The sequence below is a fragment of the Actinoplanes sp. NBRC 103695 genome (assembly GCF_030269485.1).
GTDB lineage: Bacteria > Actinomycetota > Actinomycetes > Mycobacteriales > Micromonosporaceae > Actinoplanes.
Genome location: NZ_BSTL01000004.1, coordinates 439,704 through 462,733, shown reverse-complemented (window position 1 = coordinate 462,733; position 23,030 = coordinate 439,704). Strand labels below are relative to the sequence as shown.

The window sequence follows — 23,030 nt, the reverse complement described above, 5'->3', positions numbered from 1 at the left end:
TGCACCCTGCAAGTGCCTTCCGTGACAGGAAACTTGGACCCTCAGCAAGTCCTATTTTCCCTGATCAGAAGGCACTTCTTCGTTTCTGCCCAGTCCTTGGACACCCCTTAACGAAGGGTCGAGGCTAGTAGAGCGACGACGGCGAAGATCTTCATTGCCTCACCCCTTTATTCCGGTCTGTGCGATGCCCTGGATGAACTGCCGTTGCAGGAAAATGAACACGACGATGACCGGCAGCGACGCGAGCAGCGAGCCGGCCATCAGAATGGGATAGTCGGTCTGGTATTGGCCCTGGAGGGACGCGAGCCCGGCGGACAGCGTCATCGTCTCCGGGTCGCTGTTCACCACCAAGGGCCAGAAAAGATCGTTCCAGGACCAGAGCAGCGTGAGTACGGCCAGGGCGACCAGCCCCGGCCGCGCCAGCGGGAGAACGATGGACCAGTAGATGCGCAGCGGCCCGGCGCCGTCGATCCGGGCCGCCTCCTCGAGCTCGCCGGGCAGGCTGAGGAAGAACTGCCGCAGCAGGAAGACGCCGAAGGCGCTGAACAACCCGGGCACGATCAGCGCCTGCAGACTGTTCAGCCAGCCGAGATCCGACATGATCTGGTACTGCGGAATGATGAACAGCTGCGGTGGCACCATGAGCACGCTGAGGATGACCGCGAAGAGGATCCGTTTCCCGGGGAAACGCAGCCGTGCGAAGGCATAGGCCGCCATCGAGCAGAACAAGACCTGTCCGAGGGTACGCGCCACCGCCATGATCACCGTGTTGAGGAATTGCGTCCCGAACGGCAGCAGGTCGAAGACCCGCCCGTAGTTCTCCCAGTGCCCCTCCGGCAGCAGTGAGGGCGGCACCGTGGTGGCCGACGACAGCGTCTTGAGCGACGTGATGATCTGCCACACGAACGGCGTGACCATCACCAGCGAGGCGGCGATCAGGACGGTGTGCAGCCAGAACCGCCTAGGCATAATGCACCCACCGGCGCTGGAGGCGGAACTGCACGGCGGTCAGGATCACGATGATCAGCAGGAGCACCATCACGATCGCGGCCGCGTACCCCCGGTCGTTGGTCACGAAGGCCCGGTCGTAGAAGAGCTGGACGACCGTCTGCAACCGTGGGAAGGCGGGGTTGGCGCGCGCCGACGCGCCGGACCCGGCGATGACGAAGACCAGGTCGAAGAGCTGGAGCGAACCGATCACCGAGATCACCGAGACGAAGAACGCGGTCGGTGACAGCAGCGGCAGGGTGATCCGCACGAACTGCCGGACCGGTCCGGCGCCGTCCAGCGCGGCGGCCTCGTAGTAGTCGGCCGGGATGGACTGCATGCCGGCCAGCAGGATGATCATGTTGTAGCCGATGCTGCTCCAGATGCCGATCACGACCACCGCGTAGAGGGCGGTGTCGGGGTCGGCGATCCAGTTCGGCCCGTCCACGCCGACCAGCGCCAACGCGTTGTTGATCAGCCCGTAGTCGCCGTTGTAGAGCCAGCGCCACACCATCGCCACGGCCACCGGCATGGTCACGTACGGCAGGAAGAACAGGGTGCGGTAGACGCCGACCCCGCGCATCTTCCGGTTGAGCAGCGCCGCGAACACGATCGCCAGAGGGATGGAGAGCAGCCCGAGCCCGGTGAACGTGAACGTGTTGACCAGCGCCCGGCCCAGCTCCGGGTCGCTGACCAACCGCACGTAGTTGTCGACGCCGGTCCACTCGTGCCCGCCGAACGCGCCCCACTCGGTGAACGAGAAGTACGCGGTCTGCAGCACCGGCCACAGGTAGAACAGGCCCAGGCCGAGGGCGGTGGGCGCGATGAACGCGTACGCCCACAGCGCCTCGGTCGCCCGGTCCTTGCGACGTGCCACCCTCACTCCTTGGCGAGCAGGTCGTTCATCGCCTTGGCCAGCTCGGCCGACGACTGCTCGACCGGCTGCTGCCCGTTCCACGCCTTGGTGAGGTGGGTCAGCTCGGCCTCGTTCCAGGCGGCGGTGTTCTTGGAGACCGGGAACGGCACCGCGTAGCTCACCGAGTCGAGGAACGTCCGGAGCTTCAGGTTCGGGTACTTGGCCGCCCAGGCGTCCTGGGTGCCGTTGTACGCCGGGATCGGGCCGGTCTTGCCGAGGATCTCGGCGGCCTCCTTGGAGCCGAGGTACTTGACGAACTCCCAGGCCTGGTCGGGGTGCTCGCTCTTGGCGCCGACCACGTTCGCGACGCCGTGGATGACGGTCGCCTGCTTCTCGCCCTTGGGCAGCGGCGCCACGTCCACCTTGTCCTTGGCGTACTCGTTGCCCATGAACTCGGGGACGTTCCACGATCCGCCCCAGTACATCGCGATCTTGCCGGATTCGAAGAGCTGGAGCGGGGTGGTGTCGGTCATCGTCTTGAGGTCCGGCGACTGCTTCTTGTCGAGCAGGTCGGTCCAGAACTTCAGGCCGGCGATGGTCTTCGGGTCGTCGTACCCGGACTTCTTGCCGTCCGGCGAGATCACGTAGCCGCCGGCCTGGGCGATGGTGTTGTACTGGTACTCCTGGAAGCTGGTCAGCTCGGCCGCGGTGCCGTGGACACCGGCTTTCGCGTCGGTCAGCTTCGCCGCGGCGTCCTGGAAGTCGGCCCAGGTCCAGCCGTCCTTCGGGTAGGCGACCTTCTTGGCGTCGAAGAGTTTCTTGTTGTACCAGACGCCGATCGTGTCCATGTCCTTCGGCAGCCCGTACGACTTGCCCTCGAAGGTGTAGAGGTCGGCCAGCGCCTTCGGGTAGACCGACGTGTCGGCGCCCTCCGGGTTGGGCGCGATGACCTTGTTCGAGGCGTACAGCTGGAAGTTGGGGCCGTTCATCCAGAACACGTCGGGCGCGGCGCCGCCGGTGACCGCGGCCTTCAGCTTCGTCCAGTAGCCCTCCCAGGGCGTGAGCTGGACCTGGACGGTGATGTTCGGGTGCGTCTTGGTGAAGTTGGTGGCCAGCTCCTGCATCGCCGGCTGCTGGTTCACGTCCCAGACGCCGTAGGTCAGGGTGACCTTCTCGTTGGGGTCGGCGGCCTTGTCGTCGCCACCGGAGCATGCGGTCAAGGTGAGTCCCACGGCCACCAGGGCCGTGCCGAAGAGTTTCAAATTTAGAAATATCCTGGAGCCCATGGAAATTATTTAGTGCACTGCGACGCCGATCACAAGGCCTGAAGGGCAAACGGTCATCCTCGGATGAGCGAGAAGCGCTCCTCGGAGTCCATCGCGTGCTTGGCCGCACCCAGCGCCACGCCCTCGTCGGCGAGCGTCGAGACCCGGATCTCGGGGGTCCGCAGACACCAGCGGTCGAGCTCCCGGCGCAGCGGCTCGATCAGCACGTCGGCCGACCGGGAGAAGCCGCCGCCGATCACCACCAGCTCGGGGTCCAGCGTCAGGACCAGCGCGGACACCCCGAGCGCGAGGTCCTTGACGTAGCGCCGGACGGCCGTCAGCGCGGCCCGGTCCCCGGCCCGCGCGGCGGCGAAGATGTCGCTCCCGCTCGGCCACGCGGCCAGATGTTCCGGCGCCCGCTTCCAGCCGATGGCGGGCAGCGCGCCGATCTCGCCGGCCGCGTTGGCGAACCCGCGGTGCAGCTGCCCGCCGATGATCAGGCCGGCGCCGGTGCGCCACCCGGACAGGATGAAGACCAGGTCGGACGCGTACCGGGCGACGCCGCGCCAGGTCTCGGCCAGCGCCGCCAGCTTGCTGTCGTTCTCGACCAGGACCCGGCCGGGCACCAGCCGGGACACGTGCGTGGCCAGGTCGACCCCGGTCCACTCGGGCAGCGCGTCCGAGAGCAGCACCTTGCCCGCGCCGTCGACCAGGCCGGTGGTGGCCACACCGGTGGCCCAGAGGTCGACCTTGGCACCGCGCAGGACCCCGGCGACGGCCTCGTCGGTGGCGGCCAGGCGCTCGCGGCGGCCCATCTCCGGGGTCACGGTCACCCGGTGGCTGTGCAGCACGACGCCGTCCAGGTCGGTGACCAGGGCCAGCACCTTGTGGCCGCCGACGTCGACACCGAGCAGGTGACCGGCGCCGGCGTTGAAGCGGTAGCGCCGGGCCGGGCGGCCGACCCCGCCCGCGGCCGGCTCGACCTCGGTCACCCAGCCCAGGTCGAGCAGCTCACGCACCACGTCCTCGGTCGAGGCACGGGACAGGCCGATCCGTTTCGCGAGTTCCGTCAGGGTCAGGGCCGGCTCGTCCCGCAGGGTCCGGATCGCGCTGTGCGCGTTGAGCTGGCGGAGGCGGGAGAGATCCCCGCCGGCGAGATGCGCGATCAACGTTTCCCCTTGGCGTGCGGCGGTCGCAATGCTTTTAATGGAGTCCTTCTTAACTTGCTTGAAGGGACGCCATGTCTGCGGTGACTTTAGCTCTCGTCGGCGCCGGCCTCCGGGGCCAGGCGTACGCACGGCACGCGGTCAGCACCGGGCAGGCCCGGGTGGTCGCCGTCGCCGAGCCCGACCCCGGCCGCCGCGAAGCCGCCGCCACCGAGTTCGGCATCGCGCCCGAGTTCGTCTTCGAATCCTGGTCCGACCTGGTCGCCGAGCCTCGGCTCTCCGGTCAGGCCGGTGAGCCACGGCTCGCGGTCGCCGCGATCGTCGCCACCCAGGACCGGATGCACCGCGACCCGGCCGTCCGGCTCGCCGACCTCGGCTACCACCTGCTCATCGAGAAGCCGCTCGCGCCCACCGAGGAGGACGCCACGGCGATCGTCGAGGCGGCGGTGCGCAACAAGGTGATCGCGGCGGTCTGCCACGTGATGCGCTACACGCCCTACACCCGGCTGGTGAAGGGCCTGCTGGACAGCGGGCGGATCGGGAAACTGGTCAGCGTGCAGCACCTGGAGCCGGTCGGGTGGTGGCACTTCGCGCACTCGTTCGTCCGCGGGAACTGGCGCAACACCGAGGAGTCCGGGCCGCTGCTGCTGACCAAGTGCTGCCACGACATCGACTGGCTGGTGCACCTCTTCGGGCAGCTGCCGGAGCGGGTCAGCTCGTTCGGCAGCCTCAGCCACTTCCGGCCGTCCGAGCGTCCCGCGGGCGCGTCCGACCGGTGTCTGGACTGCGCGGTGGAGCCGACCTGCCCGTACTCGGCGAAGCGCCGCTACGAGCAGGCCCTCGCCGATCCCGACGAGCACTTCTGGCCGCTCGGGGCGGTCACGCCGATCGCCACCGAGGAGTCGCTGCGGGCTGCCCTGCGCGACGGGCCGTACGGCCGCTGCGTCTACACCTGCGACAACGACGTGGTCGACCATCAGGTCGTCAACCTGGCCTTCCCGGACGGCGCGACCTGCTCGTTCACGGTCAGCGCGTTCACCCCGATGGAGCACCGCCGCACCCGCCTGCAGGGCACCCACGGCTACCTCGACGGCGACGGCCGGCACGTGACGCTGCTCGACTTCGTCACCGGCGAGACCGAGGTGTTCGACTCCGACGCGGGCGGCTCGTCGGCCGGGGACGGTCACGGCGGCGGCGACGAGGGCCTGACCGAGGCGTTCATCGCGGCCGTGGCCACCGGCGACCCGACCCTGCTGCCGTCCGACCCGGTGGAGAGCCTCGCGACCCACCGGGTGGTCTGGGCGGCCGAGGAGGCCCGCCTCCGCGACGAGGTCGTCCGGCTCTGACCCCCAGTGGTAGCTCAGAGCGGTATCCGGCGCCCGGACACCGCCAGGAGCTACCTCTGATCAGGGCTTGCGGGCGACGGCGCCGTACTCGTCGGTCTCGCGCAGGTCGGCGGGGTCGCTGTCGGGGGACGGGCGCCAGCTCGCACACGGGACCAGGCCCGGCTCGAGGACCTCGAAGCCGGCCGTGAAACGGGCCAGCTCGTCCGGGTGGCGCAGGTGGTACGAGAGCGGCGCGTTCGCGTTCCACACCCCGATGGCCCGCTCGAACGCCGGGCCGTCCAGGACGTTGGTGCCGTCCGCGGTGACCAGGTAGCTGCCGGCGGGCAGGGCGTCCATCAGCGTGTGCGCGATCCGGTCGGCCTCGTCCAGGTCGGGGACGTGCCCGAGAATGTTCATCAGGATCAGCGCCACCGGCCGGGAGAGGTCCAGCGTGGTCTCACCGGCCTTCGCGATGATGTCCTGCGGGTCGTGCAGGTCGGCGTCGAGGTACTCGGTGGCGCCCTCGTCGGTGCCGGTCAGCAGCGCCCGCGCGTGGACCAGGACCAGCGGGTCGTTGTCCACGTAGACGACGCGCGACTCGGGCGCGACCGCCTGCGCCACCTCGTGCGTGTTCTCCGCGGTCGGCATGCCGGTGCCGATGTCCAGGAACTGGCGGATGCCGACGTCGGCGGCGAGGTGGGTGACCGCCCGCTTGAGGAACGCCCGGGAGGACCGCGCGACCAGGGTGATGTCCGGGTAGAAGCGCACGAACTCGTCGCCGACCTGACGGTCGACCTCGAAGTTGTCCTTGCCGCCGAGCCAGTAGTTCCAGACCCGGGCGGAGTGCGGGATGGACGTGTCGAGCCCGCTGGAGGGGTCGCGGTCGGTCATGGCCGCACAGCATACATGCTCCATTCTGGATGGTGACTCTCGGTAGCGCATTTCCGTGGCCCGGAAAGGGATCCGTCGCTTTTCGGCGTCACGGCAAATAATCTTTCCAATCACGACAAATGTTGACCTTCGTTCCGATTGCCTCAAACATCGGACAGGTGCCGATCAAACCATCTGTCAAGGACATGATCTACTACGAGGTCACCGACCACAGAATGGTACGCGGAGAAGGCGTCCATCTTTACGACGGCGCCGGCGAAGCCTATCTGGACTGTGCGTCCGCCACGTTCAACCTGAGCCTCGGCTATTCGCACCCGGCGGTGGTCGGCGCCATTCAGAAACAGGCCGAGCTCGCCATTCACCTGACCTCGTCGTTCCGCAGCGACCCCGTCGACGACCTGGTCGGCAAGCTCGTCGCCTGCTCGCCGGAGAGTCTGACCAGGGTGCACCTCAAGGTCGCCGGCGGGTCCGAGGCCAACGAAGGCGCGATCAAGATGGCCCAGGCGGCGACCGGCCGGAGCGAGGTGATCACGCTGTTCCGGAGCCATCTCGGACAGACCATGATGATGACGTCGATGTCCGGGAACGCGTTTCGGAAGGCACCCTTCCCGCTGCTCCATCCCGGGTCGATGCAGGTTCCCGACCCGTACTGCTATCGATGTTTCTACGGCCAGGACCGGGCGAGCTGCGCTCTGATGTGCGTGGACCGGCTCGACGATTTCCTGGAATACGCGAGCAGTGGCCGGGTCGCCGCCATGGTGGTCGAGCCGATCAGCGGGAACGGCGGGAACATCGTCTCGCCGGACGGTTATCTGCCGGGGCTGCGCGACTTCTGCGACCGGCACGGGATCATGCTGATCCTGGACGAGGTGCAGACCGGGATCGGCCGCACCGGGCGGATGTTCGCGGCGCAGCACTTCGGGGTCGAGCCGGACGCGATCACCGTCGCGAAAGGACTCGGCGGCAGCGGGGCGCAGGTCGCCGCGATCCTCTCCGGCGAGCGGCTGGACGGGCTGCCCGGGCACCACCACTCGTTCACCTACGGCGCGAACCTGCTGGCCGCGGCCGCCGCGAACGTCACCCTGGACATCGTCGGCCGGCCGGAGTTCCTCGCCAACGTCACCGCCACCGGCCGGCGGATCATGGACCGGCTGACCGACCTGCAACGCCGCTTCCGGTGCATCGGGGACGTCCGCGGGGTCGGGCTGATGATCGGCGCCGAGCTGGTCGGCCCGGACCGGGAACCCGACGTGGCGCTGACCAACGAGCTCGCCGCCCGGAGCATGGAGCACGGGCTGATCCTGCGGACCTCCCGCTACGGATTCGGCAACGTGATCAAGATCCGGCCGCCGCTGATCCTCACGATGGGACAGGCGGACGAGATCGGCGACAAGTTCGAATCACTGCTGACGGCGGTGACGTCGTGAGCGCGTACCTGAGAAGTCTGCTCCTGGGAACCGCCCAGGCCGTGCGGACCGCCGTGCTGGACCACGCACGGGCCGGCCTCCCCCGGCACGTGCAGGGCGACTCCCCCGGCGGCGACGCCCAGTTCGACATCGACGAGGTCGCCGAGGACGCGGTGTGGAAGCACCTGACCGAGCACGCCCGCGAACCGGTGGCGGTCTACACCGAGGACAACACGCTGCGGAGCACCGGGCCGGACCCGCGCTACGTGCTGCTCATCGACCCGATCGACGGCACCCGCCCGGCGTCCGCCGGACTCGAGATGGCCACCGTCTCGATCGCCGCCGCGCCCATGAGCGAAGAACCCACGCTGGCCGACGTGTGCGCCGCGCACCTGCTCGAGCTGCGCGGCGGCAACCGGATCTACGCCGACGACGAGCTCGAGGCGCCGCTGGAATGGCACGGCTACGACTGGACGCTGCCCCGGCTCAGCCGCACCACCGAGGTCGCGCGGATGTTCTGGTCGCTCGAGTTCAACGGGCACCCGATGCGGCTGATGACCGACGCGTACGACCACCTCGTCGACGCCAGCGCCAACACCGGCGGCGTCTTCGTGTTCAACAGCGCCACGTTCTCGATCAGCCGCATCATCACCGGCCAGCTCGACGCGTACGTCGACATCGGCAACCGGGTGCTGCGCGACCACCCCGGCACCGAGGCCGACTTCCGCCGGGTCGGGCGCGGCAACATTCTGCACCTCTTCCCCTACGACATCGCGGCCGCCGTCTACCTGGCCCGCCGCGCTCGCGTGGTCGTCACCGACGCGTACGGCGCGTCGCTCAGCCCCACGCCCCTGCTGGCCGTCGACCCGTCCGCGCAGCGGTCCTGCGTGGCGGCCTCGACCCCGGAACTGCACCGCACCCTGCTCGACACCATCCGCTGGTAACCGGAGGTAACACCGGAATGAAAGCCTTGGTACTGGGCTCTGATCGGACACTGGAGCTGGTCGAACGACCGCGACCGGCGTGCGCCGCCCCGGACGACGTGGTGCTGCGCGTCGTCCAGGTCGGGATCTGCGGCACGGATCGTGGCGTGCTGCTCGGCAAGTTCCCCGCCGAGCCGGGCGTGGTGATGGGCCACGAGGCGGTCGGCGAGGTCGTCGAGACGGGACGTGGCGTCACCACGCTGAAACCCGGCGACCGGGTCATCATCAACCCGACGCTCTACTGCGGACTGTGCGACCCGTGCCGGGACGGCGTGCTCAACTTCTGCGAGAACAAGGCCGGCAACGAGATCGGCATCGACCGGGACGGGGCGTTCGCCGAGTTCATGCGGCTCGAGGAACGGTTCCTGCACCTGATCCCGGACGGCATGTCCTACGACCGGGCGGTGCTGGTCGAGCCGCTGGCCTGCGTGCTCAACAACCTGCAGGCCGCCGCGGTGACCGCCGACGACCGGGTGGCGGTGCTCGGCGCCGGCCCGATCGGCACGGTGACCGCACTGGCCGCTTCCCACTTCGGAGCTTCCGTACGGCTGCTGGAGAAGGACCCGTTCCGCCGGGACGCCGCCATCGCGTTCTTCGAAGGCACCGCGGTGACGATCGAGGAACTGGCTTCCGGAGAAGCCGACGTCGTCGTCGACACGGTCGGCTCCCTGCTGGAGCAGGCCTGCGCGCTCGCGGCGCCCCGGGGCCGGGTGGTCGTGATGGGCTTCGACGAGCGGGCCACCGCCGAGGTGCGGCCGCTCGAACTGCTCCAGCGCGGCCTGCGGATCATCGGCGCCGGCGACTACAACAGCCAGGTCTTCGGCCGGGCCGTCCGGATGGCCCGGCACCTGCCGCTGGAACGGATCGTCTCGCACCACTTCGGACTCGACCGGGTGGACGCCGCGCTCCGGGCGCTGGGCGTCGGCGAGGGCGCCGCGTACGCGGGCATGAAGATCGTCATCGAGCCGGGCGGTGCCGCATGAACGACCGGCCCCTGCTCTACGGCGAATACCCCTACTACCGCGCGCTTCCGGAGCGCTGGGACACCAACCTGGGCGCGATGGCGGCGGCCGGCATCGACGTGGTGACCTGCTACCTGCCGTGGCGGTTCCATGAGATTCCAGGCGACGGGTACGACTTCAGCGGCGCCACCGACCCGCAGCGCGACGTTCTCCGGCTGCTCCGGCTGATCGGCTCGCACGGGATGCGCGCGGTGCTCAAGCCCGGCCCGTTCGTGCACGGCGAGGTGCAGCTCGGCGGGCTGCCCGACCGGGTGAGCCCGACCGTCGACCCGGCGTTGCCCGCCGTGCTGGACGCTGACGGCAACCCCGTGACGTCCCAGGCCCTCGCCCTGCCGAGCACGTTCTCCGCGGCGTACGCGTCGCAGGTCACTCTGTGGTTGTCGGCCGTCGACGAGCAGGTGCTGGCACCGAATCTGGCTCCCGGCGGCCCGGTCGTCGCGGTGCAGCTGGGCAACGAGGGCGTCTACAGCGACGCGAACCGGGCGGTCACCGCGCACGACTTCGCCGCCCCCGCGATCGCCTCCTTCATCGCGGCGCTGGCCGAGACCGATCCGTCGCTCGCCGAGGCGGCCCGCACCGCCCCGCGGAACTGGCCGATGGCCGTCCGCGCGGCCTGGGCCCGGCACGGCGGCGTGGTGCTCGCCGCCCAGTACTCCGAGCTCGCGGCCGCGCTGACGCCGCGCACTCGTGCGATCGCTCTGGTGAACCTGCCGCTGCCCGACCTGACCGTCGCCGGCAGCGCCGCGGGCTGGCTGCTGCGCACCGCCGACCTGGACGGGCTCGGCTTCCGCGAGGGCTACACGAGCTGGGTGGGCAACGCGTCCCGGTCGGCCGACGCGTTCGCCGCGCACTGGTTCGGGGTCCGCGCCCGCCGGTCCAGCAACGTCGAGGACAACTGGGGCTTCACCTGGACCGACGAGTCGTTCGCGCGGCCCGGGACGGTGCTCTTCCACGCGCTGCTCGCACTGGGCCTCGGCTCGTCCACGTGCAGCGTCTACACGTCCACCGCCACCACGCACTGGGGACCGGAGATCGACCTGGACCCGGCCGGGCTGCGCTCCGAGGGCCTGGACCCGGCCGACTACGGGCCGCCGTACTGCCCCGGCGCCCCGCTGCACGAGAACGGGCGTACCGGAGCGAACCTGCACGCCCTGCACGCCCTGCGCGACCTGCTCCGCGCGCCGGACGTCCCGCACGGCTCGCGGTTCTCCGCCGACCTCGCGCTGCTCGTGCCCGACGTGCTGGCCCGCGCGGCCGCGTGGACCGAGGCGGACGGGCCCGCCGACGCGGTGCTGCGGGCCGCGATCGACGCCTCGGTCGCGCTGATGACCAACCACCAGTACCGGGTCGAGGTGCTGACCGAACGAACCGCCGCGTCGGATCGGGTGGGCGAGGTCTGGCTGGTGCCGCTCGGCGCGCAGGATCCCGACGACGCGCTGCTCGCCCTGCTGCGCCGGCACCGCGACACCGGCGGTTCGGTGATCGTGCTGGCCGAGCGGGCCCGCCCCGGCTGGTCGGAGATCGGCGACGCGCTGGTCCCGATCACCGTGGCCGCCGAGACGCTCCCCCGCTTGCTGCCCCCGCCGCGCTACGCCCATCCCGCCACCGACCCCGGCGTGGCGTTCATCCACGAGGACCCGTCCGGCCGTCCGGTGGGCGTGTTCGCCTTCAACCCCACGGACCAGGCGGTTTGCGTACGCCGGAAGCTCGGCGACCGTGCCGTCTCGATCGAGCTCGCCCCCCACGGCGCGGCGTACCTGCACGCCCCCGCCTTCGAGGTGGCCGTCACCACCACCGACGTCGAGACACAGCCCTTCCCGCCCGTCGCCCTCCCCCTCCTCGCTCAGGAGAAGTCATGATCACCTTTGACACCCTGGTGCCGCGCGCCCTGGTCGACCGCGGCGACACCACGACCGTGCTGATCACGTCCTATCTCAAGGAGGACAACAAGCTCACCGCGGGCGCGGCCTGGTCCCGGCTCGGCGGCTTCTACACCCTGCTCGACCACGAGACCCACGACCCGATCCTGGTGCTGGAGACCTTCCGCCAGGCCGCCCTGCTGATCGCCCACGTGGTCGACGACGTGCCGCTGGCCACCATGCAGATCATGCGCTCGGTGGAGTTCACCGTGGATCCCGCCGGCCTGAAGATGACCGCCGACCCCACCGAGCTGATCGTCGAGCTCACCACGGCCGGCGCGTCCGCCGCCCGCAACATCATGCAGACCACCATCGAGATGGCGCTCTACCGCGACGGCGACCGCATCGCCACCGGAACCGGCCACGCGATCGTCCCGCCCAACGACACCTACCTGAAGGTCCGCGGCCGCGACCCGTCCACGGTCGCCCTCTCCCGCGCCGCGATGCCTCCCGCCGCCGACCCCCACACCGTGGGCCGCGCCCTCTCCCGCGACGTGGTGATCTCTCCCGCCGGCGGCTCCTACCGGCTCCGGGTAGACCCCGAACACCCGAACTTCTTCGACAACCCGACCGACCACGCACCGGGCATGCTCCTCACCGAGGCGATGCGCCAGGCCGTGGTAGCCGCCTCGGGCGACCCGTTCTACGCCCCGCTGTCGGTGTCGCTGCAGTTCTTCCGCTTCGTCGAACTGGACTCCCCCGCGGACGTGACGGTCACCCGCCGCTCCGACGGCTTCCACACCGAGGTCCGCCAGTTCTCGAAGCTCGCCGCCCGGGCGAGCTGGCCGGCATGAACCTCGTGGCCGAGCCCGCCCGTACGGTGCTCGCGCTGCTCCGCTCGGGCGAGCTGAGCGCGGCCGAGGTCCACGAGGCCGTGGCCGCCCGGCTGGCCGCCGTCGAGCCGGTGATCAACGCCGTGCCGCTGCGCGTCGCCCACCCGCCCGCCGGCTTGCCGATCACGGTCAAGGACGTGCTGGACGTGGCCGGCCTGCCCACCACCTTCGGGTCCCTTTGCTCTGCTTACCCATACGCACCACCCCCGCCCGCGCCCTGCTCTGAGCACGCGCCCTGCTCTGAGCACGCGGGGGCATCGCCCACGGCCGCGCTTTGCTCTGAGCACATATATGCATCACCCGCGGTTTGCTCTGCTTACACATACGCATCACCGCACGATCGGGGTGTCGCGCGCACGTCGGATCCGCTGGTCCGGCGGCTCGAGTCGCGCGGCATGGCGGTGATCGGCAAGACCAACGTGCCCGAGTTCCTGTCCGGGGCGGAGACCACCAACGACCTCTTCGGACCGACTCGTAACCCATGGGATCCGGCGCTGACCTGCGGCGCGTCCAGCGGAGGCGCGGCCGCCTCGGTGGCGTCGGGCACGTCGTGGCTCGCGCACGGCGAGGACACGGCCGGCTCGATCCGCATCCCGGCCGCCTTCTGCGGCGTAGTCGGGCTACGAACCACACCCGGCCTGGTCCCGACGGCACCGACCGCGGACCCGGTGCCCGGCTTCACCGTCCACGGCCCGATCGCCCGCGACGTGGACGACGCCCTCCTGATGCTCCGGGCGATGTCCCCGTCGCCACTCGTCGGATCGCCACCCAGCGGGTCGCCGCCGCTCGCCGAACTGTCGCCCACCGACCCGCCGCTCGCCGGGACGTCGCCCACCGGGACGTCGCCCACCGGGACGTCGCCCACCGGGACGTCGCCTCCTGCCGAGCCGCCGCCCAGCGAGCCGTCGTTGCGCCGGATCGGCTACAGCCCTGACCTCGGCGGCCGGGTGCCGATCGATCCGTCGATCGCCGCAGTCTGCGCGCGAGTGATGGCAGGGTTCGGCGACCGGGTCTCGCTCGCCGAACCCGCCGTGGACGGCTGGCACGAAGCCTGCCTGGTGCTGCTTGCCCACCGGGCGGCGGTGCTGCACGGGCCGCGGGTCGACCGCTGCGGCGACCGGCTCGGCGCGGGCATCCGCGCCGAGGTGGAAGCCGGACGTTCCCTGACAACGAAACAGCTGGCCGGCGCCTGGGAAGTACAAGCCGCGGCTCGCAACGCCGCCCGGCCGGGATCATCCGACGTGCGCACCGCGGCCCGGGGCGCCGCCGGGCCGGGGTTGTTCGACGTGCACGATGCGGCCCGGCCAGGGTTGTTCGACGTGCATGACGTGATCGTGACGCCGGCGTTCGGGGTGTTGCCCTGGCAGCCGCCGGCCGATCTCGCGACCGTGGCCGCGTCCTGGCCGCTCATGACGGTCGCCACGATGGCCGGCTGTCCGGCGCTGGTGGTGCCGTGCGGAGTCAACGAAGGCGGGCTGCCCGTGGCGCTGCAGCTGATCGGGCCACCGGGGAGCGACGTGGCCCTGCTGCACCTCGGCCGGGAGATCGAACAGCTCCGCACGATGCCCGATCTGCCGCTTTCCCGAGTCCCAACGCCGCTGTGAGCTGGGGTGCTTCCTATATGTATGCAGAGCAAAGCGACCGTGATGCGTATATGTGCTCAGAGCAAAGCGCCGCGGGCGATGCCCCGGTGCGGCCGGAGCAAGGCGCGGGCGCGGGCGATGCCCCGGCCCGGCCCGGCCAAAGCGCGGGTGATGCCCCGGCCCGGCCAGAACGAAGCGCGGGCGCGGGTGACGCCTCGGCGTGCTCGGAGGGAAGCGCCGCCGCGTATCCGGTGGGGCGGGACGAGCCGCTGCACCCGCCGGGGGTCTACGGGGCGTGGCGGGAAGCGGGGCCGGTCAAGCGGATCGTGCTCCCCAGCGGGGCGGAGGCCTGGCTGGTCACGCGCTATGACGATGTGCGGCGGCTGCTTCGTGAGCCGGCGCTGAGCTCGGACGCGACCCGGGCGGGTTATCCGCGGTTCGGGGCCGCGGTGGAGACGCCGCCGCTGAACCGGACCTTCATCGGGGTGGACGAGCCGGAGCACACGCGGCTGCGGCGGATGGTGGCGGCCGAGTTCACGGTGGCGGCGACGCGGCGGGCGATGCCGATGATCGAGGAGGTCGCGGAGGATTGCGCGCGGCGGTTCGGCGCCGGGCCGTCGCCACAAGATCTGGTCCATGGGTACGCCCTGCCGGTCGCGTCCGGCGTGATCTGCCGGGTGCTGGGTGTGCCGTACGAATGTCACGACGAGTTCGAACATCTGACCGCGGTGCTCACCGACGGCGAGAGGTCCGATGAGGACAAGCTGGCCGCCGGGCGGGGCATCACCGAACTGCTCCGCGGCCTGGTCCGGCAGCGGGCCGCGGAGCCCCGGGACGACCTGATCAGCCGGCTGATGACCGGGCCCGTCGCCGGCGGCGAGCTGACCGAGGAGGAGGCGATCCACAATCTCGTGCTGCTGCTCGGCGCGGGGCACGACACGTCGGCCAGCATGCTCGCGCTGGGGGCGTACAGCCTGCTGACCGCGCCGGTGCGGAAGGCGGAGCTGAGTGACGAGGCGGTGGACGAGCTGTTGCGCTTCCACACGATCGTCCAGCTGGGTCTGGCCCGGGTGGCGACCGCGGACGTGACGGCCGGCGGGCGGGTGATCCGGGCCGGTGAGGGGGTGGTGCTCAGCCTGCAGACGGCCAACCGGGATCCGGCGCGGTTCGCCGACCCGGACCGGCTCGATCCGGGGCGGGCGAACGCGCGGCAGCATCTGGCGTTCGGCTTCGGGCCGCATCAGTGCATCGGGCACCTGCTGGCCCGGGCCACTCTCGCCGTCGCGCTTCCCCGGCTCTTCGACCGGCTGCCCGGATTGCGCCTCGCGGACGGCTCGGAAGAAACACTGCCGGTCACCGAATCCATGGACTTTCACGGCATTCGAAGTCTGCCGGTCACGTGGTGAACTCAACCGTTTAACTTCAGGAGGAACAGCATGTCCGCCAATGATTCCGCGGCACGGAACAAGGAGATTATCCGGTCCTGTTACGAGCGGTATTTCACGCATCGTGACCTGACTCGGCTGACCGAGGTCATCGGCGAGGGCTTCGTGCAGCACAGCCCGGACGCGCCGTCGGGACGGCAGGCCTATCTGGACCATCTGGCCGAGGCCGCGTTCTACGGCGGCAGCTCGGACATCAAGCTGATCCTCGCCGACGGCGACCACGTGGCCGTGCACCACAACATGAAGCTGCCCGGAGAAGAGGGCGAGGGGCTGGCGGTGGTCGACCTGTGGCGGCTGGAAAACGGCCGAATCGTCGAGCACTGGGATGTCGAGCAACCCGTTCCGGAATCGTCCAGAGTACCCAATGGAATGTTCTGAAAATCCTGTTTCGAGGTGATGATCACTACATTACCGAAGGCTACACATTAGACACTGTTCGCAGTTACGCTCACCGGCAACCAATCTGACAGATCTCTCGGGATGGAGATTTATCGGTTTCATCGTCAGCCGACGTTCGATTCCTTTACTGAGTCGGCCCATACGTCATGGGGAGAAAAGCGTGACGATCGTGACCTCAACCGCTGCCCGAACCGCCAATGATCGCGCGTTCCTCCTGCTCGACGCGATGGCCGCGCTCGGGCCTGGTCCACACCGGCTGCGCGACGTCGCCACCCAGGCCGGGCTGGAACCGTCCACCGCGCATCGCATCCTGCAGTCGGCCATCCGGGTCGGCACCGTGTCCAAGGCGGACCGGGGCCGGTACTCGCTCGTCAACCGCACCGGCGAGTCCTCCGCCGGTGCGGTCGAGCCGGGCGCGCCGTCGCTGGGCGCGCAGACCGGGTCGATGCTGGCCCTCTCCCGCCGGACCCGGCTGCTGCTCGCCGCGCTGCAGCGGACGACCGGGCAGACCGTCCTGCTCTACGTGCCGCTGATGCTGGACACCCCGATGCGGTACTGCCTGGCCTACTTCGCGCCGAAGCACGACGAGCTGCTCGGCGACGCCGAACGCCAGCTGACCTCCGACATCCTGTTCTGCGCGCCGCTGTCGGTGGACGCGCCCGGCCGGGTCATGCTGGCCGGCCTGGTCGACAACCGGTCGGTGACCGACCCGGCGATCGCGGCGATCCGGGCGCACGGGTACGCGTTCGGCCCGTCGCCGGTGGCCGGCTGGCAGTCGGTCACCGTGCCGCTGCGCCGATACGGCCACCTGGCCGGCGCCGTCTGCATCACCGCGCCCGCCCGCTGGCTGGACGCGCACCGCGACGAGACCCTGCGCGAGCTGCTGCGGATCAACGCCGAGCTGGCCGAGAAGATCGATCCCACCTGAGTGAATCGATCCCACCTGAGTGAGGAGCGCCCCCATGCAACCCGTCCACCGCCCCACCGCCGCCCCTGACCGGACTGACGGCAGGGCTGTGATCCTCGGCGCCGGCTTGGCCGGACTGCTCGCGGCCGCCGCACTCGCCCCGCGGTACGACGTCACCCTGATCGAGCGCGACGAACTGCCCGCCGAGCCGGACCACCGCCGCGGCCTGCCGCAGGGCCACCACGCGCACGTGCTGATGTCCAGCGGCGCGCGCATCGTCGACGAGCTGCTGCCGGGCACGACCGACGCGTGGATCGCGGCCGGCGCGCACCGGCTCGGGCTGCCGCACGGCTACGTGATGCTGCTGCCGCAGGGCTGGCTGCCCCGGCGGCCGACCGGCGAGTACGTGATCAGCTGCAGCCGTGCCCTGCTCGACCACGTGGTCCGGCAGCGGGTGCTCGCCCTCCCGCACGTACGCCTGCTGGACGGCACCACGGCTCAGGGGCTGATCGGCGACGCGCGGCGCGTCACCGGCGTGCGTACCCGAGAAACGGTCTTGACCTGCGATCTTGTGGTGGACGCGACGGGACGGGGGTCGCGGCTGACGCACTGGCTGAGCGAGCTGGGCGTGCCGGAGGTGACGCAGCAGGTGGTCGACTCGGGGCTGCGGTACGCGACGCGGCTGTTCCGGGCGCCCGCCGGTGACTTCCCGATCGTGAACATCCAGGCCGACCCGGCGCGGGACCGGCCCGGGCAGACCGCGGCGCTGATGCCGATCGAGGACGGGCGCTGGCTGGTCACGCTGTCCGGGACGCGGGGTGGCGAGCCGCCGGCCGGGGAGGACGAGTTCGTCGGTTTCGCACGGGCGATGCGCCACCCGATCGTCGGCGACCTGATCGCGGACGCCGAACCGCTCGGGCCGGTCCGGGTCACGAACACGACGGCGAACCGGCGGCGGCGCTACGACCGGGTGCGGCACTGGCCGGACGGGCTGGTCGCGCTGGGTGACGCGGTGGCCGCGTACAACCCGGTCTACGGCCACGGCATGTCGATCGCCGCCAAGCAGGCGCTGATTCTGCGCGACCGGGCGGATCAGGCCGACCGGATGGATTTGGGCGACCGGGTGGATCAGGCCGCGATCACCGCGGCGGCGGCCGAGGGCTGGGGGCACGCCGCGGGATCGGACGTGCGCTTCCCGGGCGTACGCGGCGCGGTGCCGTCCCGGGCCGACCGGCTGATCTGGCGCTACCAGCACCGGTTGTTCCGCACCGCGCTGGACCGGCCCGGTGTGGCGGCCGACCTGGTCCGGGTGTTCAGCCTGAACGCGCCGCCCACCCGCCTCTTCCATCCGCGGACGCTGCTGGCGACCGCCCGCGGCCCGCGCACCGTGCCATCGGCCGAGCCGCCCTTCACCGACGCCGAACGAGCCGTGGCGGCCTTGCGATGATCCTTGCGAGGGATGGCAGTCCTCGCACTCGCCCCGCGCCGCCGACCGGCCCACGATGGGAGTCGTGAACACCGAACCCATCGAGCTCGCCCGGGTCTTCGACTCCTTCGACGAGCTGTGGAGCCCGCGCATCGCGACCACGGTCAACGACTACGACGTCCGCGTCGCCAAGATCCAGGGCGAGCACGTCTGGCACACGCACGACGACACCGACGAGTTCTTCCTGGTCGTCCAGGGCACGTTGCGCCTCGCGCTGCGGACGCCGGAGGGCGAGCGTGAGGTGGTCATGCCGCCCGGCTCGGTCTTCACGGTGCCGGCCGGCGTCGAGCACAAGCCGTCCTCCGCGGAGGGCGCGCGCATCCTGATGCTGGAGCCGTCCGGCACCCCGACCACCGGCGACCGGCACGACGACCTGCCCGGGCACATCCGCACCAGCATCGGTCAGGCGTACTGCGACTGATCCCTCAGATCCCGCCGGAACGCGCCGATGGGGATGATGTGCCGTCCCGCAAACTGATCGTGCGCCTCCGCCAGATCGCAGCCGTGTGCGCGGTGGTGCTGGCCGTCGGACTCGTCGCCGCGGTCGGCCTCTACCTCTCGAACACCCAGGAAGACGCCCGCGAACGGATCGTCGCCGACTTCGACGCCCGGGCGCGGCTGGTCGCCGGGGTCACCGGCGACTCGATCACGGCCAGCGACGCCAAGACCCGCGAGTGGGCGATGACGACGTTCGCCGGCTCGGCCGCCGACCTCGGAGCCGTTCTCGACGTCCAGCGGGTGGGCATCAACTGGCTGGTCGTACTGCGGGCGGACGGCACCGTTCTGGGCGCCTCACCGCGCTCGATGGCGAAACCGGCGGCGTCGTTCTCGGGCAGCCCCGGATTCCGGCTCGCGGTGACGACCGGGCGGCTGTCCTACGGCGACGTCACCCTGGAGGACGCCGTCCCGTCGCTGTACGCGTTCCAGCCGTACCGCACCACCGGCGGCACCCGGGTCCTGGTCGTCCCGACCGCCGCGAGCGACCTGGCCGGCGCCCTGGGCAGCACGCTCGACGTGACGGCCGGCCGGACGTACGTGGTGGACAGCGTCGGCGTCGTGGTGGCCGCCACCGACAACACCCCGGTCGGCCAGCCCGTCCCGGACCGGTCGCTGGCCACCGCGGCGCAGCGGTCCGTCCACGGCGTGGTCGACGGCGACTACTTCCTGTCGCTGCCGGTCGCCGGGTCGGCCTGGCGGGTGATCATCGCGACGCCCCGGGCGGCGCTGCTGGGCCCGGTGCAGGAGACCAACCGGGTGGCCTGGCTGGTCTTCGCCGGGTTCGCCGCGGCGGTCACCCTGATCATCGTGATCGGCGCGGCCTCGGTGATCAGCTCGGCCCGGCTCGCCCACGCGCGGCTGCACGACACGCTGACCGGCCTGCCCAATCGCGCGCTCTTCCTGGAGCGGGCCGAGGCGGCGATCGCGCAGAAGCGGCCGGTGGCGGCGCTCTTCCTGGACCTGGACGGGTTCAAGCCGGTGAACGACACGTACGGGCACGCGACCGGGGACGCGCTGCTGGCCGCGGTGGCGCTGCGGCTGCTGGCGGCGACCCGGCCGGAGGACTTCGTGAGCCGCTTCGGCGGGGACGAGTTCCTGGTGCTGTGCCGGGGGGTGCGCGACGACCACGGCGCGTACGCGGTGGCCGACCGGATCAGCGACGAGCTGTCCCGGCCGTTCGAGATCAACGGCCGCACGATCACGATCGGGGTGTCGATCGGCATCGCCGTGCTGGACGCGTACGCGGAAAGCGCCGCGACCCTCGTGCACAACGCCGACCTCGCCCTCTATCAGGCGAAGCGCAACGGCCGCGGCCGGATCGAGGAGTTCACCCCGGAGCTCGCGGGACAGCGCGCCGGCTGATAGAAACACGACGTGCCGCAAGGATCCTTGCATCGCGTGGTCGCGATCGTCGACGAGCTGTCCAACCCGTTCGAGCTGGGCTGCGTCACCGAGGTGTTCGGCATCGACCGGCCCGAGCTGGGCGGTCGCGTCTACGACCTGGTGCTCTGCGCGCCGGGTGGCAGCGCGCCGATGCGGCAGGGGTTCTTCACACTCGGCGGGGTCGCCGGGCTGGCCGCCGCGGACGGCGCCGACACGCTGATCGTGCCCAACCGGGTCGACGTCGACCTGCCGCGGCGGCCCGGGGTGCTGGCCGCGATCCGGCGCGCCCACCGTCGCGGCGCCCGGCTGATCGGCCTGTGCACGGGCGCGTTCACGCTGGCCGAGGCCGGTGTGCTGGACGGGCGGCGGGCGGCCACGCACTGGCAGTTCGCCGGCGAGTTCCGCCGCCGGTTCCCCGAGGTCGACCTGCAGCCGGACGTGCTCTTCGTGGACGACGGCGACGTGCTCACCTCGGCCGGCAGCGCCGCCGCCCTCGACCTCGGCCTGCACCTGGTGCGGCGCGATCACGGCGCGGAGGTCGCCACGGCGGTGGCGCGCCGGCTGGTCTTCCCCGCCATCCGCGACGGCGGCCAGCGGCAGTTCGTGGAGAGACCCCTTCCCCACGTACGCGACGAGTCGCTCGCACCCCTGCTGGCCTGGGCACAGGAGCACCTGGCCGAGCCGCTGACCGTGGCCGGCCTGTCCGCCCGGGCCAACGTCAGCCCCGCCACCCTGCACCGGCGTTTCCGGGCACAGCTCGGCGCCACGCCGCTGGGCTGGCTCACCGCCGAGCGGCTGGCCGTCGCGTGCCGCCTGCTGGAGCGCGGCGAGCGCCGGATGGAGGTGGTGGCGCGGGCCAGCGGCCTGGGCACGGGGGCGAACCTGCGGCAGCTGATGCGCCGCGAGATCGGGCTGAGCCCGTCCGAGTACCGCCGGCGCTTCAGCGCGCCCGCTCCGGCGTCACCCTGATCGCCCGCGCCTCCTATGCTCGTGCGGTGCGGACGCGCGAGCAACTGGGTGACTTCCTGCGTCGCCGGCGGGAGGGCCTGACGCCCACCGACGTCGGCCTGCCCGGCGGGAGCAGACGCCGCACGCCCGGCCTGCGCCGCGACGAGGTGGCCGGGCTGGCGCACATGTCGGCCGTCTACTACGAGCGGCTGGAACAGGGCCGCGGCCCGCAGCCGTCGGCGACCGTGCTGGCCGGCATGTCCGAGGCGCTGCGGCTGACCGACGACGAGCGCGAGCACCTCTACCTGCTGGCCGGGCAGGCGCCACCGGCCCGGTGTCACGGCTCGGCGCCCGATCCCGGGCTCGCGTACGTGCTGCACGAGGTCGCCACGACGACGCCCGGCTTCATGTCCGACGAGCTGGGCGGGCTGATCGCGCAGAACCGGCTGAACGTGCTGCTCTTCGGCGACATGGTGGGCGCCAACCTGATCCGGCTCTGGTTCACCGACGCCGGCTGGCGGGACCGGCTCGACCCACCGGCACAGCAGGCCGACACGTCACTGGCGTACGCGGCGGACCTGCGCGCGGCGGCCGGCAGACGTGGCGCCGACCCGGCCGCGGCGACGCTGGTCGCGGAGTTGCGGGCGGCCAGCGAGGAGTTCGCCGCGCTGTGGGACCGGCATCCCGTGTCGGCGCTGCACTGCTCGGGCAAGGTGGTGCACGACCCGCGCGTGGGGCGGCTCGACCTGGAGTGCTCGGTGCTCACCAGCGCCTCCACCCGGCAACGGCTGCTGCTCATGAAACCGGCGCCCGGCACCCCCGCCGCGGAACGGCTGGCGGAGCTTTCCACGTACAGCTGATGCGTGGTTGATCTTCCCTGGCATCTCTAGGTTCGTCGGCATGCGAACCGTGATCCTCGTCCATGGCTTCTGGCACGGCACCTGGTGCTGGAGCCCGGTCACCGCCCAGCTCGCCGCCCGGGGCGTACCCTCCGTCGCCGTTGATCTCGATGGTCACGGCCTGCGAGCCCGTTATCCGCACGCCCGGTGGCGACGTCCCTTCGATCCGGGGGCGTTCGCGACCGAGGTCTCCCCCGTCGCCGGCATCACCGCGTCGTCGGCCGCCGAGTCGCTGGTCGCCGACATCCGGCTGATCGGCGGCGGCGCGCCGTGCGTGGTGGTGGCGCACAGCATGGGCGGTGCGGTGGCGACCGCGGCGGCCGAGCTCGACCCTTCGCTGTTCTCGCACCTGGTCTACGTGACCGCGTTCGCGCCGGTCAGCGGCACCGCCTCGGCGGACTACATCGCCGCGCCGGAGAACGCCGGTGAGATGGTGACCCGGCTGATCGGCGCGGACCCCGCCGTCGTGGGCGCCCTGCGGGTGGACGCCGGGCAGCAAGCAGCGGTGCGGGAGACGTTCTACCACGACGTGGACCCGGCCACGGCGGACGCGGCGATCGGGCTGCTGTCACCCGACGGCCCGGCCGGGATCACCGGCGAGCAGCTGACGGTGACCCGCGACCGTTACGGAGCGGTGCCGCACTCGTATGTGGTCTGCGCCAAGGATCAGGTGATCCCGGATCCGCTGCAACGCCGGTTCGTCCGCGAGATCGACGCGGTGTCGGCCGCACCCACGTCGGTGACCGAGCTGGACGCGGCCCACTCCCCGTTCCTGTCACATCCGGGCGAGCTGGCCGAGGCGATCGCCGCCCGCTGGTGAGCCCGCCGG

21 protein-coding genes are annotated in these 23,030 nt (G+C 71.1%); 16 read left to right on the top strand and 5 right to left on the bottom strand.

Annotation, left to right across the window (positions count from 1 at the left end; genetic code table 11):
• Window positions 1–159 precede the first annotated feature (159 nt).
• The 4 genes from QSK31_RS08870 to QSK31_RS08855 all read right to left on the bottom strand — a co-directional run bounded on the left by QSK31_RS08870 (window position 160) and on the right by QSK31_RS08855 (window position 4,277).
• Window positions 160–969: a carbohydrate ABC transporter permease gene (locus QSK31_RS08870; RefSeq protein ID WP_285682679.1), complete on the bottom strand. Its 810-nt coding sequence runs from the start codon at window positions 967–969 to the stop codon at window positions 160–162.
• Window positions 962–1,864: a carbohydrate ABC transporter permease gene (locus QSK31_RS08865; protein ID WP_285682677.1), complete on the bottom strand. Its 903-nt coding sequence runs from the start codon at window positions 1,862–1,864 to the stop codon at window positions 962–964. Before QSK31_RS08865 ends, QSK31_RS08870 begins: the two co-directional genes overlap by 8 nt.
• Window positions 1,865–1,866: 2 nt before the next feature.
• Complete coding sequence (locus QSK31_RS08860) at window positions 1,867–3,105, bottom strand: ABC transporter substrate-binding protein (protein ID WP_285682675.1); 1,239 nt, start codon at window positions 3,103–3,105, stop codon at window positions 1,867–1,869.
• A gap of 77 nt (window positions 3,106–3,182) precedes the next feature.
• A complete protein-coding gene (locus QSK31_RS08855; protein WP_285682674.1) occupies window positions 3,183–4,277 on the bottom strand; it encodes an ROK family transcriptional regulator in 1,095 nt (364 codons plus the stop codon).
• A gap of 71 nt (window positions 4,278–4,348) precedes the next feature.
• Here QSK31_RS08855 and QSK31_RS08850 point away from each other — a divergent pair, with 71 nt between their 5' ends.
• Window positions 4,349–5,620, top strand: coding sequence for a Gfo/Idh/MocA family protein (locus QSK31_RS08850; protein ID WP_285682673.1), 1,272 nt, complete (start codon window positions 4,349–4,351; stop codon window positions 5,618–5,620).
• Window positions 5,621–5,680: 60 nt separating this feature from the next.
• On the opposite strand, the gene QSK31_RS08845 is transcribed toward QSK31_RS08850, so the two are convergent.
• Window positions 5,681–6,490: an SAM-dependent methyltransferase gene (locus QSK31_RS08845; protein WP_285682671.1), complete on the bottom strand. Its 810-nt coding sequence runs from the start codon at window positions 6,488–6,490 to the stop codon at window positions 5,681–5,683.
• A gap of 158 nt (window positions 6,491–6,648) precedes the next feature.
• Between QSK31_RS08845 and QSK31_RS08840 the strand changes: the two genes are divergently transcribed.
• The 15 genes from QSK31_RS08840 (at window position 6,649) to QSK31_RS08770 (ending at window position 23,021) form a co-directional block, all read left to right on the top strand.
• Complete coding sequence (locus QSK31_RS08840; RefSeq protein WP_285682669.1) at window positions 6,649–7,917, top strand: aspartate aminotransferase family protein; 1,269 nt, start codon at window positions 6,649–6,651, stop codon at window positions 7,915–7,917.
• Window positions 7,914–8,840, top strand: a complete 927-nt coding sequence (locus tag QSK31_RS08835; RefSeq protein WP_285682667.1) for an inositol monophosphatase family protein — start codon at window positions 7,914–7,916, stop codon at window positions 8,838–8,840. The genes QSK31_RS08840 and QSK31_RS08835 overlap by 4 nt, the downstream gene beginning before the upstream one ends.
• Before the next feature lie 17 nt (window positions 8,841–8,857).
• Complete coding sequence (locus tag QSK31_RS08830) at window positions 8,858–9,862, top strand: zinc-dependent alcohol dehydrogenase (protein WP_285682665.1); 1,005 nt, start codon at window positions 8,858–8,860, stop codon at window positions 9,860–9,862.
• Window positions 9,859–11,760 (top strand): beta-galactosidase, encoded by a 1,902-nt coding sequence (locus QSK31_RS08825; protein WP_285682663.1) that lies wholly within the window; start codon window positions 9,859–9,861, stop codon window positions 11,758–11,760. Before QSK31_RS08830 ends, QSK31_RS08825 begins: the two co-directional genes overlap by 4 nt.
• Window positions 11,757–12,614, top strand: a complete 858-nt coding sequence (locus QSK31_RS08820; protein ID WP_285682662.1) for a ScbA/BarX family gamma-butyrolactone biosynthesis protein — start codon at window positions 11,757–11,759, stop codon at window positions 12,612–12,614. The genes QSK31_RS08825 and QSK31_RS08820 overlap by 4 nt, the downstream gene beginning before the upstream one ends.
• Window positions 12,611–14,257, top strand: coding sequence for an amidase (locus QSK31_RS08815; protein ID WP_285682661.1), 1,647 nt, complete (start codon window positions 12,611–12,613; stop codon window positions 14,255–14,257). The genes QSK31_RS08820 and QSK31_RS08815 overlap by 4 nt, the downstream gene beginning before the upstream one ends.
• Window positions 14,258–14,487: 230 nt before the next feature.
• Window positions 14,488–15,642: a cytochrome P450 gene (locus QSK31_RS08810; protein ID WP_285682660.1), complete on the top strand. Its 1,155-nt coding sequence runs from the start codon at window positions 14,488–14,490 to the stop codon at window positions 15,640–15,642.
• 30 nt (window positions 15,643–15,672) lie between these two features.
• Window positions 15,673–16,059, top strand: coding sequence for a nuclear transport factor 2 family protein (locus QSK31_RS08805; protein ID WP_285682658.1), 387 nt, complete (start codon window positions 15,673–15,675; stop codon window positions 16,057–16,059).
• Window positions 16,060–16,240: 181 nt separating this feature from the next.
• On the top strand, window positions 16,241–17,008 hold the full coding sequence (locus tag QSK31_RS08800; protein WP_285682657.1) for a helix-turn-helix domain-containing protein: 768 nt from the start codon (window positions 16,241–16,243) through the stop codon (window positions 17,006–17,008).
• A 34-nt stretch (window positions 17,009–17,042) separates the two neighbouring features.
• Complete coding sequence (locus QSK31_RS08795; RefSeq protein WP_285682656.1) at window positions 17,043–18,434, top strand: NAD(P)/FAD-dependent oxidoreductase; 1,392 nt, start codon at window positions 17,043–17,045, stop codon at window positions 18,432–18,434.
• Window positions 18,435–18,498: 64 nt separating this feature from the next.
• On the top strand, window positions 18,499–18,894 hold the full coding sequence (locus QSK31_RS08790; protein WP_285682654.1) for a cupin domain-containing protein: 396 nt from the start codon (window positions 18,499–18,501) through the stop codon (window positions 18,892–18,894).
• Window positions 18,895–18,932: 38 nt separating this feature from the next.
• Complete coding sequence (locus QSK31_RS08785) at window positions 18,933–20,333, top strand: GGDEF domain-containing protein (protein ID WP_285682652.1); 1,401 nt, start codon at window positions 18,933–18,935, stop codon at window positions 20,331–20,333.
• A gap of 36 nt (window positions 20,334–20,369) precedes the next feature.
• Window positions 20,370–21,323, top strand: coding sequence for a GlxA family transcriptional regulator (locus tag QSK31_RS08780; protein ID WP_285682650.1), 954 nt, complete (start codon window positions 20,370–20,372; stop codon window positions 21,321–21,323).
• A 26-nt stretch (window positions 21,324–21,349) separates the two neighbouring features.
• Window positions 21,350–22,162, top strand: coding sequence for a helix-turn-helix transcriptional regulator (locus tag QSK31_RS08775; RefSeq protein ID WP_285682649.1), 813 nt, complete (start codon window positions 21,350–21,352; stop codon window positions 22,160–22,162).
• A gap of 40 nt (window positions 22,163–22,202) precedes the next feature.
• Window positions 22,203–23,021 carry an alpha/beta fold hydrolase gene (locus QSK31_RS08770; RefSeq protein WP_285682648.1) on the top strand — a complete coding sequence of 273 codons (819 nt, stop codon included), beginning with the start codon at window positions 22,203–22,205 and terminating at the stop codon, window positions 23,019–23,021.
• Window positions 23,022–23,030 lie beyond the last annotated feature (9 nt).

Coding starts and splice junctions, on each gene's coding strand:
- QSK31_RS08870 (WP_285682679.1), bottom strand. CDS start 969: ATGCCTAGGCGGTTCTGGCTGCACACCGTCCTGATCGCCGCCTCGCTG.
- QSK31_RS08850 (WP_285682673.1), top strand. CDS start 4,349: ATGTCTGCGGTGACTTTAGCTCTCGTCGGCGCCGGCCTCCGGGGCCAG.
- QSK31_RS08845 (WP_285682671.1), bottom strand. CDS start 6,490: ATGACCGACCGCGACCCCTCCAGCGGGCTCGACACGTCCATCCCGCAC.
- QSK31_RS08830 (WP_285682665.1), top strand. CDS start 8,858: ATGAAAGCCTTGGTACTGGGCTCTGATCGGACACTGGAGCTGGTCGAA.
- QSK31_RS08825 (WP_285682663.1), top strand. CDS start 9,859: ATGAACGACCGGCCCCTGCTCTACGGCGAATACCCCTACTACCGCGCG.
- QSK31_RS08820 (WP_285682662.1), top strand. CDS start 11,757: ATGATCACCTTTGACACCCTGGTGCCGCGCGCCCTGGTCGACCGCGGC.
- QSK31_RS08815 (WP_285682661.1), top strand. CDS start 12,611: ATGAACCTCGTGGCCGAGCCCGCCCGTACGGTGCTCGCGCTGCTCCGC.
- QSK31_RS08805 (WP_285682658.1), top strand. CDS start 15,673: ATGTCCGCCAATGATTCCGCGGCACGGAACAAGGAGATTATCCGGTCC.
- QSK31_RS08795 (WP_285682656.1), top strand. CDS start 17,043: ATGCAACCCGTCCACCGCCCCACCGCCGCCCCTGACCGGACTGACGGC.
- QSK31_RS08770 (WP_285682648.1), top strand. CDS start 22,203: ATGCGAACCGTGATCCTCGTCCATGGCTTCTGGCACGGCACCTGGTGC.